This window comes from Paenibacillus oralis (assembly GCF_003863965.1).
Lineage (GTDB): Bacteria > Bacillota > Bacilli > Paenibacillales > Paenibacillaceae > Fontibacillus > Fontibacillus oralis.
In genome coordinates this window covers 3,267,053-3,283,597 of the sequence record NZ_RRCN01000001.1, presented here as the reverse complement: position 1 = coordinate 3,283,597, position 16,545 = coordinate 3,267,053, and the positions used below count along the sequence as shown (strand labels likewise).

The 16,545-nt window shown below is 52.8% G+C and carries 12 protein-coding genes; 5 read left to right on the top strand and 7 right to left on the bottom strand.

Annotated elements, in window-relative coordinates:
• Positions 1 to 352: 352 nt before the first annotated feature.
• A complete protein-coding gene (locus EHV15_RS14780; RefSeq protein ID WP_128631877.1) occupies positions 353 to 916 on the top strand; it encodes a TetR-like C-terminal domain-containing protein in 564 nt (187 codons plus the stop codon).
• 161 nt (positions 917 to 1,077) lie between these two features.
• Complete coding sequence (locus EHV15_RS14775; protein ID WP_128631876.1) at positions 1,078 to 2,778, top strand: oleate hydratase; 1,701 nt, start codon at positions 1,078 to 1,080, stop codon at positions 2,776 to 2,778.
• 224 nt (positions 2,779 to 3,002) lie between these two features.
• Here EHV15_RS14775 and EHV15_RS14770 read toward each other — a convergent pair whose 3' ends face one another.
• The 5 genes from EHV15_RS14770 to EHV15_RS14755 all read right to left on the bottom strand — a co-directional run bounded on the left by EHV15_RS14770 (position 3,003) and on the right by EHV15_RS14755 (position 11,138).
• Entirely contained in the window at positions 3,003 to 4,067 is a 1,065-nt protein-coding gene (locus EHV15_RS14770) for a tetratricopeptide repeat protein (RefSeq protein ID WP_246061572.1), read from the bottom strand.
• Positions 4,068 to 4,102: 35 nt separating this feature from the next.
• Entirely contained in the window at positions 4,103 to 4,387 is a 285-nt protein-coding gene (locus EHV15_RS37345) for a helix-turn-helix domain-containing protein (RefSeq protein WP_342774086.1), read from the bottom strand.
• Positions 4,388 to 5,091: 704 nt separating this feature from the next.
• On the bottom strand, positions 5,092 to 7,506 hold the full coding sequence (locus EHV15_RS14765) for a M56 family metallopeptidase (protein WP_128631875.1): 2,415 nt from the start codon (positions 7,504 to 7,506) through the stop codon (positions 5,092 to 5,094).
• Entirely contained in the window at positions 7,503 to 7,886 is a 384-nt protein-coding gene (locus EHV15_RS14760) for a BlaI/MecI/CopY family transcriptional regulator (protein ID WP_425464472.1), read from the bottom strand. Before EHV15_RS14760 ends, EHV15_RS14765 begins: the two co-directional genes overlap by 4 nt.
• A gap of 492 nt (positions 7,887 to 8,378) precedes the next feature.
• A complete protein-coding gene (locus EHV15_RS14755; protein WP_246061570.1) occupies positions 8,379 to 11,138 on the bottom strand; it encodes a glycoside hydrolase family 2 protein in 2,760 nt (919 codons plus the stop codon).
• A 176-nt stretch (positions 11,139 to 11,314) separates the two neighbouring features.
• Here EHV15_RS14755 and EHV15_RS14750 point away from each other — a divergent pair, with 176 nt between their 5' ends.
• Positions 11,315 to 12,247, top strand: coding sequence for an ArsR/SmtB family transcription factor (locus EHV15_RS14750; RefSeq protein ID WP_128631873.1), 933 nt, complete (start codon positions 11,315 to 11,317; stop codon positions 12,245 to 12,247).
• A gap of 245 nt (positions 12,248 to 12,492) precedes the next feature.
• On the opposite strand, the gene alr is transcribed toward EHV15_RS14750, so the two are convergent.
• A complete protein-coding gene (gene alr, locus EHV15_RS14745) occupies positions 12,493 to 13,434 on the bottom strand; it encodes an alanine racemase (RefSeq protein ID WP_342774085.1) in 942 nt (313 codons plus the stop codon).
• Positions 13,404 to 13,646 carry an alanine racemase gene (locus EHV15_RS38050; protein WP_342773997.1) on the bottom strand — a complete coding sequence of 81 codons (243 nt, stop codon included), beginning with the start codon at positions 13,644 to 13,646 and terminating at the stop codon, positions 13,404 to 13,406. Before EHV15_RS38050 ends, alr begins: the two co-directional genes overlap by 31 nt.
• Before the next feature lie 114 nt (positions 13,647 to 13,760).
• Between EHV15_RS38050 and EHV15_RS14740 the strand changes: the two genes are divergently transcribed.
• Positions 13,761 to 15,005 (top strand): PucR family transcriptional regulator, encoded by a 1,245-nt coding sequence (locus tag EHV15_RS14740; protein ID WP_246061569.1) that lies wholly within the window; start codon positions 13,761 to 13,763, stop codon positions 15,003 to 15,005.
• A gap of 172 nt (positions 15,006 to 15,177) precedes the next feature.
• The gene (ald, locus tag EHV15_RS14735; protein ID WP_128631871.1) at positions 15,178 to 16,311 is read left to right on the top strand and encodes an alanine dehydrogenase; all 1,134 of its coding nucleotides are present in this window, start codon (positions 15,178 to 15,180) and stop codon (positions 16,309 to 16,311) included.
• Positions 16,312 to 16,545: the final 234 nt, after the last annotated feature.

Here is a 16,545-nt window from a genome sequence, read left to right as displayed (position 1 = left end):
AAGTTGAAATCCACCGGGGGAAGTATGCGCTTTCAAAGGAGAATGAAATGGAGGTTTGATGAACAAAAGAAGAATATGTTGCAGAATAGTAAAATCTTGGCACTTTCATCTTATTTTTCTGTCCTGCTTTTGTACAGTTAAAATTCTTCCGTTATTGAGTTGAAAATCTTCCGAATATCCATTAGACCCACGTACTCTCTCCAGCCGCCCTTTCACCAGCCCGGATTTTTGCAGCGAATCTTCTCCGAGAGCTACTCTCCTAATCTATGTTATACTAATTAGACTGAATTCCCATATTTCATCATAAAATTCCTAATAATAGAATCTTTAAAATTTTTGCAGGAGGGCGCGAATGTCGTATTCCCAAATTACCAAAAACGCGTTGGCCCGTTCTTTAAAAAAGCTGATGCTGACCGTCCCGCTGAACAAAATCACGATCCGCCAGCTTACGGCGGACTGCGGCGTCGCCCGGCACACCTTCTACAATCATTTTCAGGACATTTATGAGCTGCTCGGCTGGGTATATCAAACGGAGATTATCGCGGGGCTTGAGCCATACCGTAATTATGCCGGCTGGAAGCAGGGATTTCTAAGCGTGCTGCGTTATACGCAAAACAATAAAACCATGTGCCTGAACACCTTCCATTCGCTCGGACGCGAGCATCTGGAGAAGTTTCTGTACGGCGTGATTTATGACGTGACGATCGAAGTCGTTCATGAGCTTGCCCGGGAGATGGACGTGAGCTTGCGCTGCGAACAAGAAGTCGCCGATTTTTACACGTTGGCCATCCTCGAACAGGTCATTCAGTGGCTGAAGGCGGGGGCGAACACAGACCCGGTTGAAATCGTCGACAAAGTCGGCAAAATCCTCGACGGCAACCTTGCCCGCAGCTTGGAAAATGTTCAACACGGGTAAGCCCGGCGTTTGTTCCATTCACATTTTGATCATAAACGATACAATGTTCCCCAAATGTGCAAACTATGGACATTTGCCTATGGATGTCCATGGCCTTCCATTTTTCCGGCAGGTATATTATGAGCAAGCTACCTATCCGCATGGAGAAAGGAAGATGACTTATGGGAACGTATCAAAGAATTCACCCGCGGGTTCCGGAAGGAATCGCCAAGCGAAAAGCCTACCTGGTCGGCGGGGGAATCGCCTCTTTGGCCGCGGCGGCTTTCCTGATTCGCGACGGGCATATGCCGGGGAAAAACATCCACATTCTCGAGGAGTCGGGCGTTTACGGCGGTTCGATGGACGGTGCGGGCAACGCCAAAGACGGCTACAGCGCGCGCGGCGGCCGCGAAATCGAAGAGCATTTCGAGTGTTTTATGGAGCTGTTCGGCTTCATCCCTTCACTGACTAATCCCGACCGGACGGTGCTTGACGAATTCCGCGAATTAAATCTGGAGGAGCCGATCGAGTCGCACTGCCGGCTGGTGGAGAACGCTGGGCAAAAAGCGGATTTCTCCACGTTGGGGCTGTCGACCGCGCATGCATTGCAGCTTGGCAAGCTGACGATGCTGACCGAGGAGACGTTGGGCAGAACAACGATTGAACAGTTTTTCGAGCCAAGCTTCTTGGAAACGAATTTCTGGTATTTCTGGCGCTCGATGTTTGCGTTTGAGAATTGGCACAGCGTGGTGGAAATGAAGCGTTATATGGAACGTTTTATGCATCTGATTTCCGGCATGAACCAACTTAAAGGTATTTTGCATACCGAATACAACCAGTTCGACTCTCTTATTCTCCCGCTGATGAAATGGCTGGAAGCCCATGGCGTCCACTTTGACAAAGGGCATCAGGCCGTCGACCTGGATATCGATGTGACGGGCGGCGAAAAGGTAGTGACCGCGATCCATTTAAAGGTGAACGGCGCAGCCAAGGTGATTCCGACGACCCGCCATGATCTCGTACTGGTGACAAACGGCTCGATGACGGAAAACGCCACAAAAGGCGACCTGAATCATCCCGCCGTGCTAAATCGTTCCGTCACGGAACGCGGCTGCTGGAGTTTATGGGAGAAACTGGCCGCCAAATCCCCGGATTTTGGGCATCCGGAAGTGTTTTGCGGGGATATCGATAAAACGAAATGGCTGTCCTTTACGATCACCCTCACCGACGATGACATCGTGTTTCCTTATCTGCTCGAGCTGACCGGCGATCTGCCGGGAATGGGCGGCGTGGTGACGATCAAGGATTCCAACTGGCTGATGTCGTGGACTGCGCCGAAGCAGCCGCATTTCATCAACCAGCCGGACAACGTTAAAGTGCTGTGGGCGTACGGCTTGTTCCCCGATGCGGTCGGCAATTACGTGAACAAAAAGATGGCGGATTGCACCGGACGCGAGCTTTTTGAGGAACTCTGTTACCACATGGGGCTGAAGGACCGCATCCCGGAAATTCTGGCCCATACGACCAACGTCATTCCGTGCATGATGCCGTACATCACTTCACAGTTCATGCCGCGCGTCATGGGCGACCGCCCGCAGGTCGTGCCGCAAGGCAGCGTCAACCTCGCTTTCCTCGGGCAGTTTGCCGAAGTGCCTGATGACTGCGTGTTCACGGTGGAGTATTCCGTCCGAACCGCAATGATGGCGGTCTACCGCCTGCTGAAGCTGGAAAAAGAAGTGATCCCCGTGCACCCGAGCAAATACGATGTGCGCGTCCTGCTGACCGCGGTGCGGACCTGCCTCGGCAACAAGCCGCTGCCGCTGGATAAATCGCTGGGCCAGCTGTTGTCCGGCACGGTACTCGCCAAGCTGCTGAACGGGTAGGATTTTCAGCCGCTAAAAAACAAGAATCCTTACCATATATAAATGGTAAGGATACTTGTTTACATCAATGAAGTAAGCGCTCCCGGAAAAGAATATCAGGAGGCTCATCCCCCGTTAGAATTCAGTTTCCTACACCATGACCGTAGGTAGTAATAACAGGTTTGGTCGGGTTTCCGATAGGAGTAAGAGTTGACACAACCGGGGTTGCTGCAAATATAACAAAATTACAAAGGGCGACCAATAAAACCAGTTTCTTTTTCATTCAGTTTCTGCACCTCGCTAATCAAAGTTTTATACCGAAATTGTGCATCTTCATTTGCGAAATCTCGGTATTGTTCAAACAGCCCTACACATTTAAGCATATCGTGTCCGCTGCGAATTTCAATAGCGAATGCTAAACTATTCAAGACATATCTTAGCCCTCGATCAAAGTCGTTTTTCTTCAAATAATAGAATCCCAAACCAGATAACAAACCTACAAATCGATCATCAGTATAATGCAAGCTAATTTTTCCAGTACGGCTTTGTTGTTCTTGATGTTTCAAAAAGGACTCATAGTGTGCAAGTACAGAATCGATATTGATACCGAATTTGTTAGCTGCAATCACGATTTCACATAAGGCTATAAACACTTCATTTTTTCTCGTCGAAATATATTTTAAGTACTCCGGTAGAACTTCAACTTTGCCGGTCATTAGTTGGTACAGGTAACGATTGCCCTCAGCCCATTCCTGAAACTTCTGGATTACAATGATCTCATTGTCATCGGGATCTTGTACCCAATCGCAGTCCGCATACAAGGAAACATAGTGCAATGCATCTTCATATCTGCCAAATTGAAAATGTGTTTCACCTAAGATTAAATAGGCATAAAAAATGTAATCAATAATCTGCTTTTTAATTTCTGGCGACTTCTTTCTTCCGTTCAACTCATAGTGAACCATCGCTCTGATTTTAAGTTTTTCCGCCAGTTCCGCTACCTTATCCCAACGGCGAAGTGAAGCAAACACATTGATTAATTCATTTAGCGCATCCAGTTGATAGGGTTCATCAAGCCGATCGACAAAATATTCAAAATGTGAAGCCAGTAATAAATTCTTATTCTGATCTTTGGACAACCCTAACGTGAATAACCGGTATTGGCAAAGTGCCAGCCGCTCGGAATGCTGTCTCTGTTCACTTTCAGCAACCGCTTCATAAAGCATGACGGCCGCTTCCCGCTTTCCTTCTTGAAAAAACTGCTCAGCCAAATTAAACAGCAGTGGTATGTAAGAAAGATTATCCATCATCAACTTAACCACTTGCTCGATACAATCGAGCTTGTTCAAGCCGGCACAACGCTGCAAAAACGGACCAGCCTGCGCCAATCCGGGCTGGCCTGAAAAAAACATTCATCGATATACAACTCGTAAAAATATCCTTCGGGAAGTCCCATCCCCACCGTGATCCGGTCGAGCTGCTGCATGGCAATGGGGCGATGACCGTTGATGATGCCGCTTAACGTTCCGGAATTAATTTGCGTTAGTTCGGAAAATTGATTTAACGTCATATTTTTTCTTTTTAAAAATCCTTCCAGCTGATCACGAATCGTTGTTGCTACTATTTCCATTGTTTTCAATTGAGTGAGCACCTCCTTTACTCATTAATGGAATAAACAACCATATATTTCTATATTATACTTTAATTAAACACTGGTCAACAGGTAGAATGGAAAAATATGTAACAATCCATGTAAGAGAAGTCTATAGTTACTAGTAGAATGATCCGGAAATAATATGGCTTATCTGCGGACAGGGGCCATGAATCACTTTGTTTTATATTAGTCCTGTGCTCAGTATCGTCCCCACAAAATAGCGGAACTTTAGGGTCTTATTTTCCGAATTCGAGCCTATTCATCACCATAGGGGAACTTTTGGGTCTTATTTTTCGATGAGCAGGTCGAAAGGCGGTCTTTCTCCACCAAATCGTGAGAATAGCGCCATAAAATTCCTCTATTTCACGCAACATGGGGGCTATCGCTGAAATAGCGCCCCTTTTTTCCTTTATGTTGTCTCCCGAGATCTTCAATAGACTAATTTTGCCGTTTTCTCAAGTCTTCATTTGCCATCATGCTAACGTTATTTATGGTCTACTAGCTGCCGATTTCGTGCTGCGAAAGTTGCAATTTGGCTCAAAACAAAAATCAGCGCTTGACCAACCGCTAAAAAAGAAAACGCTGCGTTTTTGCAAGAATAAGCACGATGACAACCGTTAGCGTAGAAAATGTTTGGTATACATAAAACCCGGCCCATTTTCATGGCCGGGCTTAAGCAGCTATTTATTTTTCCAAGACAGCGTCGTATACGACGGCAGATCGACGGACCAGTTCGCATCGGTGAATTTTTTCTCCACGACGGTCCGTTTCAAAGTCAGTTTGGAGATGTCATCCGGTACATCCTCAATGATGAGATTCCAATCATCCATCATCCATCCCCCATCTTCTGTACCGTTTCCACCCACTCTTTTCTGAACGGAATACGTCTTTCCATCCACATCCAGGGCGATCCATTCGTCTCTGTGCTCCCGGTTTACATATAACCCGTTCCCGCTTAAGCGCAGGATTCTTTTTCCCGTATCAGGGTCGGTTTCAAAGCCGTATTTCTCCAGAGTGATCTTGTCCCCTTCGTCTTCAAATACGACGGGCTTCTTGGCCAACTGATCCAGGTCAATCTCTACCGAAGCTTCTTTTTTAATCGGCAGGCTGTACTCGTCAAGTACAAACCGGACGTTTTTCAATTCCGGTGATACTACGGATGAAGGCCATGTTCTGGACCAATGGACTACACTGGAGTCAGCATCATACACATCCCTAATCTGGTCCCGATAGGAACCTATTTTACTCCCAAAATACTTCACTTTTTCATTGGGGTCGTCCGTTTCGAGATGGTACCAAAGTTCAACATCTTGCCTCCATTCGGGAATGGCCTGTTTTGCCAATTCTTCGTTCAAGTCGAGGTCCATATCCAGACGTAGTCCGTTCGGGGTGCGAAAAAACTGCTTCATCTCCATTTGCAGTCCTTCCGGCGTGGTATAGTTTGCATTCAGCGCCTCACTTGTCCCCAGCCGTTTTGCTTTGGTCATATCCAAGGTGAACTCGAAATTCCAATTCACTTCGATTTTTTCGCGTTTGATGTCGTCTTTTTTATCCGCCCAAATATGGTCCGTCTTGCCTTGAACCACGATTTGATCCGGCGGCGTGTCCTTAAATAGGAATATATATTCCTCTACATTAGGTCGGGTTCCACCTGGCGATCCCGCTGGAGTAGCAACTACCTTTCCCTCCCGATTCTTAATAAAAATGCCACCGTCCTCAAGCGGAATTTGGAGAAAGCGGCCATCCGGTCCAAAATGCTTGGCCGTAATCACTACGCGCGAACTATCGGCCATCACGCTTTCGATTTCAAAAGTGTACCCCTTGTCTTCCACCTTAATGTCCGGTTTGGATACCAGACCAAGCTTCTCGGAGGTCGTGTAATCGTCGTACCATAACCAATCCTTAATGCTATACTCCCCGGAAGGGACTACAATCGGCGATGATAGCCCCTCCTTCCCCTTGGCATTGGTCAGGGCAATGCTGACGATAACCGCGACAAGGATAAGTCCTAAAGCCGTGCGTTTCAATGATGTTTTCTTAAATAAGGAAATCATCGTAATTCTCCTTTTAATTTCCATACGGTTTTTGGAAAAGTTGGCGGTGGCCAGCAGTCTCGGCGGCTTCGCCGTTAACGTTTCCAGCAGCTTAATGATCGTATGTCCGTACTGCTTCGCTTCATCCTGACCGATGTATGAGACGGCCTTCGCATCGCAGGATAACTCCTGATCCTCCCTCATTTTGCGATAAGCGTACCACAGCACCGGATTGAACCAGTGCAGGATCAGCAGCGCCGTCATCACCCAGTTGACGGCGATATCTTTCCGTTTGTGATGAACCAGTTCATGGAGGAATATATACTTGATCTCATTGGCGGAGAATTGGTCTGCAATGGTTGAGGGCAGCAAAATTTTCGGCGACCATAGTCCGTGCAGCGCCGGGCCGCTTCCTTGATCCGTGATCCACAGTGAAATTTTGCGGCGGATACTAAGCTTGTGTTGGCAGGACTGCAGCAGTTCCTCCATCTCCGGGTTTACCGTTCTATGGGAGCCGCTGACGATGCTTTTAGCAAACCTGCGGTTGATGCGGAACAAATAAACGGACAAAGCGATGACGCCAATAAGCCATAATCCGAATAAGCCTGCGTAAACTCCCTCTTTGGAGGTTAATCCGCCGGACGGCTGGAACGAATCCGCCGGGGACGCCGTGGTCTCCATCTTGGACGCTTGGCCGCTAACCTCGGCAGCTCCGTTCGGCGAGATCTCTTGCGCCGCCGGTTCAGCCGCGTCCGGGCCAGGATGCCGCTGTTCTGCCACCTGCGCAATTAATGCGTCGATCCTGCCGCTTGGCTCGGAAACGGAAAACAGGTTATACATGCTGATGGAACTTTCGGGAGCCCACGGAAGCAAGGCCCGAAGGAGGACAATCAGCCAAAGCGCATATTGCCATTTGACCGGGAGCCGATCCTTCAGCGCCCATTTGAGCAGCAGCACCAATCCGACCAAAACGGAGACCATGATCGAGGTTTGAAACAGCCAGCCCAAAAAGTCGGGCAACCACCTTAGCAGGATCATTGCCGCGTTCCATGCCACGGTCATCGCCGATCCGTCTTTTCATCGAGAATTTGTTTGAGTTCCTTGATTTCTTCCTCGGTAAGCTTCTCTTCCTTCAGAAACTGCACGAACATCGGCTTCAGCGCTCCTCCATACAGCCTTTTCAGAAACGACTCGCTCTCCGCTTTTATACATTCCTCTTCAGTCACCAATGGCGAGTACAGGTACGTCTTCCCTTCCTTGTGGAAGCCAAGCGCTTTCTTCTTCAGCAGACGGTTGATTAAGGTTTTGACGGTGGCCGGTTTCCAGTCTTTGTCGTCACTGAGCGCTTCTATTACGTCGTTCGCTGAAGCCGGCGAGCTTTGCCAAAACACTTTCATCACTTCCCATTCGGCTTCGGATATCCGCGGAATTTGCGACATGATAAACTCCTCCTATTTAAAGTTTACATATGTAATCGATCGATCGAATCAAAGTTTACACTTGTAAACGCAATGTGTCAAGAAATGTATTTTCCAACTGTGTCCCCCAACTTATGGCGAAAGGCCAAACGAAAAAAGAAACAGCGGCAGAAAAGACCCAAAAACAAGGTCTCGTTTGCCGCTGTTTCTCTAAAGTGATACGCGCTTCTGACCACAAACGATTCTAACGGTTGCCACAATCGCTATTTGTGCCAAAAACGCTGATTTGAAATTGTAACGGTTGCCATAGCGCTTATTTCGCCTAAAACTAGCCACTTTTACCTGAATTAAGGCAAATAACGTCAATCACAACCGTTAGAGTTTGGAAAAGGTCTTTTTTCGGAAAATAGCGGCGACTACAACCGTTAGATTTCCGATGGGCTACCCGATGGGCTATCCGGCGGGTAGCTCAGCAGGTTACCCGCCAGGTTGCCCGGCCGACCTACCAATCCCCGCTTAACGATAACAAACCAGAATATCCAGCGGGTAACGTCCGGCGTTTCGCCCGTACAGCGCCAGCCCGCCTTCGCCCGCTTGGAGCTCCAGACGGAAGCTGCGGCTGCGGTCCAGCTTGGCGGCGATCCGCCCCGGCACCTTCACCTTGCACAAATAGCCATATGATCCCGCTTCATCCAAGCGGTTCGCCACCGGCTGATAGTGCCAGGACAACACGCCGCGGCTGTCCGCCGGGTCGTCGGGCAAGTGAACGGTGCCGACCGGCTCCCCGTCGATGCTGACGGTGACCTCTGATTTATGCCGCTCTTCGTCCGTCATGTAGTACGTGTTCGGATTGTGCTCCACATCGGCGGCAGCGCCGTGCATGAAATGGATGCCCGTCTCGCGCGCTTTGACCCCTTCGATGTTGCGGGCCAGCACTCTTTTGGCGCTTGCTTCAAACACGATCTCGATATCGCCGATCAATTCCAACCACTCGCGGTCGGGAAGCCGTACCTCATAAGCAAACGCGCCAGCCCCCGCACCGCTCACCTTGGCTCCCTGAAGCGCATCCCAATGGTGCGTAAACGATTGGCCGGCAAAACCGCCTACCGGCAGGCTGATGTGGCCGCAGCCAGCATCATACGTCCCGTCCGCCTTGCCGCCGCGCACGTCAAATGCAATGAAATTCCGGGTAATCGCTTTCCCCGCTTCATCCAATAAACGAACCGCCAGCACGGCCACGGCATCCTGGTTCGGCATCGTCAGGCTCAGCGGCTCAAGCGGCGCTACGCCGTAACCGTTCCACTCGATGGGAACCCCTCCGCGGTCGGCCACTTTGCGCACGCCAAGCTGGTCGTACCATAGCTCCCAGTCCAGCTTCAGCGTCCGGCCGTGGTAACGGTCGGAGTAACTGGAGCGCAGCAGAGAGACGGCAGCCCGCTCGCCGCCTTGCACCGTTTGGCACGGAGGCGCGTCGATGACGATAAAATCCGGCGAATGCAGATCGGCAATCGTCATGCCCGGCACAAAATCGCCGTAGCCGAAGTCTTTTTCCGCACCGTCTAGCCGGTAATAACCGTTGAATTCATTCGTCACGTCGCGGAATTCGGTAAATACGAACCCGCACATTTTGTCATGGCGGCGGAATTCGTTCAGCATGTACCGGTAATGCCACGCCAGATCGCTGTCGCCCGCGCCGTGCTCAATGCCCCAAACGTTGCCGCATTCACTGTTCATCAACGGCGCGTCCGTCTGCACGTTCCCACCGATATAATTGAGCTCGGAACCGGGATAGGTTTTCTCGACCACATCGCTCACGTGCTGCCGGACCTGCTCATAACCGTTAATGTAAAAATGCCAAGTATTGAGATCCGTTTCAACGTGATCCCAGTTGCAGGCCGAGTTGTCCTCCACCAGCCGCGTCGGGTCGGCTTTCTTGGCCCAACGGTACATTTGCCGCACCCATTCCTGAGTCTCCGGCAAATAATTCATGTTGCCCGATTCATCCCCGGTCAGGCTGCCGGCCGCTTTTCCCGATTTCAGCCCCCACGTCTCATTGAACATTACCCAGGAAAAAACCGCTGGATGATTGTAGTCCCGTGCGATCACTTCACGGGCTTCACTTTCGTAGGAAGCTCGCGCCCGCTCATCCGGCGCACCCCAGAAGCAGGGCATATCCACCATCACGAGAATGCCCAGCTTGTCGGCCCAATACAGCTTGCGCGGCTCCTCGGGTTTAATATGAATCCGCACGAAATTGAGCCCGATCCGTTTCATGAGGTAAATCTCGTCCCTCATTTCCTCGTCGCTTGGGTACGTAAAATATCCGGTTTGGTGATAAGACTGGTCGAGCGTGCCGTTCAGATAAACCGGTTTTCCGTTCAGCGTGATCCAGCGGTAATCGCGATCCCCGAACCGGGCGGTGCCGATTTCGCGGATTCCGAAATAAGTGCTGATGTGATCGCTGCCAAACGAACCGGACAAAACGATCTCCCCTTCATACAAATAAGGGGTGTCCGGGCTCCACAAACGGGGATCTGCCACCGTAAAAGAAGTGCGGACCGTATTTTCGCCGGCCGTAAGCCGCACCCGTTCCTTATGGTTCACCGCGCCTTCGGCAAAGCGGAAGAACAATTCCGCTTCGGTATCCCCACCGGAGATAATGAAAGACTCCACTTCGATCCGTCCATCCATAAACGTCCGGAACCTGGCCTCCCGGACAAAGTTTTCCGGGCGCGCCTCCAGCCAAACGGGCTGCCAAATGCCGCGGATTTCCCCGTACCCTTGTTTGCCGCGGGCCTGATAATCTTCGTCCCGGTCCTCCACGCGTACGACGATTGCGTTTTCCTCATCCTTTTTCCAAGTGTCCGTCACTTCGAATTCAAAAGCGCCGTACCCGCCCTGATGCGATCCGGCATGAACGCCGTTGACCCAAACATCGCAGCGGTAATCGGCCGCCCCAAACCGCAAAAAAATCCGCGCCTGCCCATGACGCGGCCGCCATGCCACAGTCCGCCGGTACCAGCCGATCCCGGGCTCGTTGACGCCGATGCCGGACAATGGACTTGACCAGGAAAAAGGAACCTGAATTTGCTCCCGGAAAGCCGATGCGCCATCGTTTTGCCAGGACTGGCTGATCCCCTCGCCGCTTGGATCAAAACGAAACGCCCACGCGCCGTTCAGATTAAACCAGTCTTTCCGCTCCCAATCGGGACGGGGAAATTCCGGTCGGGGAATTGCAGTTGCATCCGCGGTCATCGCTTGATTAAACATCGTCATTAGCCACACCTTTCTCCTAAAATCGATATTAGTTCAACTTGTATGGATGATTCCATTTGCCCACATCATAGCATGTGTATTATATATTTGCAATGTATATTATAAATTTACAATACATCTCTTTTATAGTACACTGGACACAGGTTTCATCCCTTATGCAGAAAGGATTTTTGTTGATGAGCGATCCCCACCGCCAAGAAACGATCCATTATCCCGCTTCGCGGATTCTCGATGTGGCCAAGGCGCTGTCCGGCGACGTGCGTCTGCGGATTTTGGAGGCGCTCGGCAAACAGCCGATGAGCATCAATCAGTTGGCCGAAGCGCTGGGCGTCGCCCAGCCGACGATTTCCATCAACGTGCAGACGCTGGAGCAAGCCGGCCTGATCGTATCGGCGCAAGGCGCGAACCGGGAAAAAATCTGCTCGGTCACCTGCCGCTCCATCCTGCTGGAGCTTCCCACTCAGCCGGGCGAAGGCCTGCACCACATCGAGGAAATCCATATGCCGATCGGCATGTATTCGATCAGTTCGGTCCAGCCCCCTTGCGGCATGGTCGGGCGCGACGGCAGCCTGATCGGCTCCCAGGACGATCCGCGGGTATTTTATATGCCGGAGCGGACGGATGCGGCATTGCTGTGGTTCGCCGAGTCGGGCTACGTGGAGTATTATTTCGCCAACCCGCTGCCGCCGGGCGTAGAGCTTGAAGAATTAAGCGTGCGGGCCGAAGTCTGCTCGGAGGCCCCGGGGTTTCGGGATGCCTGGCCGTCGGACATCAGCGTAAGCATCAACGGCCACCCCGCCGGTACCTGGACGAGCCCTGCCGATTTCGGCGACCGCAAGGGCAAATTGACGCCCGAAAAATGGAAAGGCGGCACCGAATACGGCCAGCTTATCGAATGGCGCGTTACCCGGAGCGGCAGCTTTGTGGGCAGCGCCCCAGGCTCCGCCACCACGCTCGGCGCGCTTGATCTTGCCTTCAACAAGCCGATCCGCGTCCGCTTCGAAGTCCGGGAGGATGCCGTGAACAAGCGGGGCCTTAATTTGTTCGGCATTGGCTTCGGCGATTATCCGCAGGATATCGTGTTATCGTTTAAACGGAGCAGCAATTAATAATAGTCAATTAAAAAGCAAGCAGCCGTACCCATTCATTTTTCAGGGCGGGCTGCTTGCTTTTTTGTTCGCGCGTCATAAAATATAACATACATTTCATAGATACCTAATTTTTCAATCTGAATTGCTATTCTAAACGCGGAAACCATCATTTTTCGGATAAATCAAGCTAATAATCACTTTACTAAACTGGATTTTTCAATTATCATGTGAGTCAAATGGCACTTTTTCTCACATACAAACATTTATTGGTAAAGGCGGGGTACCCTTTGCCCGATCAGGCATACGACTTCGTAATTGATCGTATCCATCAGCTCGGCGACTTCGTCAATGCCGATAAACACCGGCTCCCCTTCGCCGCCGAACAGGGTCGCGATATCGCCGATTTGCGCGCCGTCCACCGCCGTGATGTCGAGCATCGTCTGGTCCATGCACACGCGCCCGATGATCGGGACTCGCCGCCCGCGTACCAGCGCCGAGCCCCGGTTGGAAAGCGCGCGCGACAATCCGTCCGCGTATCCGATCGGCACCGTGGCGACAATGCGGTTCGAAGAAGCTTTATAAGTGCGGCCGTAACTGACGGTCCGGCCCGGCTCGATCGGCTGGATGGCGGTTATTCTCGTTTTGAGCTGCATCGCCTGACGCAGCGGGTACGCCGGGATGCGCAACCGCTGCGCGGGATACAAACCGTAGAGGGCAATGCCGACCCGAATCATGTCGAGATGCATCTGCGGAAAACGCATGGCGGCGGCGCTGTTGCAGCAATGCTTGAGCGGAATCGACACACCGGCGGCTTCCAGCGCGTCGATACAGCGGAGGAACCGCTGGAATTGCCGCTCGGTAAACCGGGGATCCGCCCCGTCCGCATCGGCGAAATGGGTAAACAATCCCTCAAGCGTGGTCCAGGGGGAAGACTGGGCTTGGCGGGCCAGATCAACAGCCGCCTCGGCTGAGGTCAACCCGATGCGGGTCATCCCCGTCTCCAGCTTGAGATGGATGCGGGCTTGCCGCCGCTGCCGTTCGGCGCTGTCCATAATTTCGCCCAGCACTTCCTTCGTATACACAGTCATCGTAATGTCGTGCCGGATCGCGGTTTCGACGGCATGCGGCGGCGTGTACCCCAGCACGAGAATCGGCTGGCGGATGCCCGCCGCTCTTAATTGTAAAGCCTCATCCACCAACGCCACGCCCAAATAGTCGGCCTGCCGGCAATGGCGGCTTGCGCGGTCTGCACGGCTCCATGGCCGTAACCGTTCGCCTTGACCACGGCCATGACCCGGCAGCGTTCGTCCGCCTGCCGGCGGAACAGCTTCGTATTATGGGCGATGGCTGCCAGGGAAACTTCCGCCCAAGTATCGCGGTAACCGACGGTATTTGTGTTTTCTTTTACCGATATCATGGAATGGCCTCTTTCCGTTTTGGGATTTGGAATCATATAATAATCCGCAATTTAGAATTTAAAATTTGAAATACGCAATAATCCGCTAATCTGGGAAACACGAAGGTGATGCCTATGCGCAGAGAACCAACTTTATTTGACTTTTACGCCGACAATCTGGAGATGCTGGCCGAAACGATCGGCGAGGCGCTCGGCCGTCCCGTGACGATCGAGGACGCGAATCACCGGCTGATCGCGTACAGCTCTCATGCCCCGGATACGGACGCCGCCAGGCTGGCGACCATCGTCGGGCGGCGCGTGCCCGATCAAGTCATCAGCAGCCTTTGGCATGGCGGAGTCATCCGCCGTTTGCTGGAAAGCGAACAACCGGTGCGCATCGCCGCCATTCCCGACGTCGGCCTCAGTGAGCGGGTGGCGGTCGCCATCCGCTCCAACGCTGCGGTGATCGGTTTCATCTGGGTGCTGCAGGCGGGCAAGCCTTTCACGGATGAAGAGATGTCCCTGCTGGAGGCCGCGGCGGTGGCAGCACGCAACAAGCTGGTGCAATGGCCCATGCAGCGGCATAAGGAAGAAGCGGCGCACAAAGATTTTTTCTGGCAGCTGCTGACCGGACATATCCGGACTGAGGCCCACATTCGCGAGAAAGCCCAAAACATCGGCATCGCTCTGCCGCCTCTTTTTCATATCACCGTCCTGGAATTTACCTCTGCCATCCAAGAACGGCAACAGCAGCAGGCCCTCGAAAGCTTCGCTTCGTCCGGGGCCCATTGCCGCATCGTACTGTACGTTTGCGATAAAAACCAGCTGATCCTGCTGTCCTCCCCCACCGTACACAAAACCAAAGCCGCGATCGTCCGCCAGCTTGAACTCGCCGACGGAAATTTGCGGGTCCGGCTCGGGGAGCCTTATGCCGGGCTGGCCAGCGGCAATCTTTATGAAGAATACGGAAGACTGGAAACGAGCTACCGGGAAGCGCTGCTGCTGCTTCAAGTGAAGCGGCGTTTGCCCGAGGAGACGGCCCGCCTCCATTATTATGCCGATCTGGGGTTTTACCGCTACTTGCCGCTTATCTGGGAAGAGGCAGGCAAGCACAGCTTCGAAAACGAAAGCCTGGCCAAGCTGCGCGCTTATGACCGGGAGCATCACGGCGAGCTGGTCCATACCTTGGAGGTATTTTTAGCCCATGACAGCAATGTCAAAACCGCCGCGGACGCGCTGCACATTCACACCAATACGTTAAACTACAGGCTGAAACGAATCGGCGGGATCGGAGGCATCGACTTGACCGATATGGAGCAAAAAGTGACGCTCTACCTGGACTTCAAAACGGAGAAATTCGGCGGCGGCCGCGATTTGTGAAATTGCACAAACCCGGTCCCTTTTTTTGTTGGATCTCCATAAACACAAAGAATTTCACCTGTCCTATACTGGTGTCAGATTAGTTTACAGCTATGCCGTTAAGGGAACAACTTATGACAAACCGGCATGTTTGTGTTAGTTAAACTGACGAACTGACGAGGAGGAAGACAAGATGATCATCGGTGTCCCCAAAGAAATCAAAAACAACGAAAACCGGGTGGCGCTGACGCCTTCGGGGGCGTATTCGCTCGTTAGCGCAGGCCATCAGGTGCTTATTGAAAAAAACGCCGGCGCCGGCAGCGGTTTTACGGATGCCGAATACACCGCCGCGGGAGCCCGGTTGGCCGGGCAAGCCGCCGATGCCTGGTCGGCGGATCTGGTCATTAAAGTGAAGGAGCCGCAGCCTTCGGAATACGCTTATTTCCGGAAGGGTCTGATCCTGTTCACTTATTTGCATTTGGCGCCGGAGCCCGAGCTGACGGCGGCGCTTCGGGACAAAGGGGTTACCGCCATCGCCTATGAAACCGTTGAGGTGAACAAAACGCTGCCGCTGCTGACGCCGATGAGCGAAGTCGCCGGGCGGATGGCCGTGCAGATCGGAGCGCAGTTTCTGGAGAAACCTTACGGCGGCAAAGGAATTTTGCTCGGCGGGGTTCCCGGCGTGAAGCGCGGCAAAGTGACGATCATCGGCGGGGGCGTTGTCGGGACGAACGCGGCCAAAATCGCCGTCGGACTTGGCGCTGATGTCACGATCATCGATCTGAACCCCGACCGTCTCCGCCAATTGGACGATATTTTCGGCGCCCGCCTGCAAACCTTGATGTCCAATCCGCAGCATATCGCCGAAGCCGTGGAAGAATCGGACCTGGTGATCGGTGCGGTGCTGATTCCCGGCGCGAAGGCACCGAAGCTGGTGCGGGAAAACACGGTCAAGGCGATGCGCCCGGGATCGGTGATCGTTGACGTGGCCATTGACCAAGGCGGCATTTTCGAGACGGTCGACCGGATCACAACGCACTCCGATCCGACCTACGTCAAGCATGGCGTCGTTCACTACGCCGTCGCCAACATGCCCGGCGCCGTGCCGCGGACGTCGACGTTCGCCCTGACCAACGCCACCTTGCCCTACGCGCTGGAGCTCGCCTCCAAAGGGCTTTACGCCGCGCTTAACGACCGCCCTGCACTGCGCCGCGGCGTGAACGTGGCGGGCGGCGCGATCACCTACGACTCCGTGGCGAAGGACCTGCACTACGACTATGTGCCAGTGGAGCAGGCGCTGGAGTTAAGCGGAAGCCCCTCGCGGTGATGTGCGCGGCTTCGGCCGTTGTGGGCTGGGGCCTCGTGCGGTGACGTGTGGGGCTTCCGCTAATGCAGCCTGGAGCCCCGCGCGGTGACGTGCCGGGCTTCTCCCGCCTTTGGCGGAAATTCACTGCTAACGACGACACCCCCTCCCAACTGAACGCCCGAAACTAGCGCTTAGCACTATTGCGGGAGCTTCTCCGTGACGCATAGCGGTAATTTATACCGCTATTCGCCAAAA

Coding starts and splice junctions, on each gene's coding strand:
- EHV15_RS14765 (WP_128631875.1), bottom strand. CDS start 7,506: ATGACCGTGGCATGGAACGCGGCAATGATCCTGCTAAGGTGGTTGCCC.
- EHV15_RS14780 (WP_128631877.1), top strand. CDS start 353: ATGTCGTATTCCCAAATTACCAAAAACGCGTTGGCCCGTTCTTTAAAA.
- EHV15_RS37345 (WP_342774086.1), bottom strand. CDS start 4,387: ATGGAAATAGTAGCAACAACGATTCGTGATCAGCTGGAAGGATTTTTA.
- ald (WP_128631871.1), top strand. CDS start 15,178: ATGATCATCGGTGTCCCCAAAGAAATCAAAAACAACGAAAACCGGGTG.
- EHV15_RS14775 (WP_128631876.1), top strand. CDS start 1,078: ATGGGAACGTATCAAAGAATTCACCCGCGGGTTCCGGAAGGAATCGCC.
- EHV15_RS14770 (WP_246061572.1), bottom strand. CDS start 4,067: ATGATGGATAATCTTTCTTACATACCACTGCTGTTTAATTTGGCTGAG.
- EHV15_RS38050 (WP_342773997.1), bottom strand. CDS start 13,646: ATGATATCGGTAAAAGAAAACACAAATACCGTCGGTTACCGCGATACT.
- EHV15_RS14755 (WP_246061570.1), bottom strand. CDS start 11,138: ATGACGATGTTTAATCAAGCGATGACCGCGGATGCAACTGCAATTCCC.
- EHV15_RS14740 (WP_246061569.1), top strand. CDS start 13,761: ATGCGCAGAGAACCAACTTTATTTGACTTTTACGCCGACAATCTGGAG.
- EHV15_RS14750 (WP_128631873.1), top strand. CDS start 11,315: ATGAGCGATCCCCACCGCCAAGAAACGATCCATTATCCCGCTTCGCGG.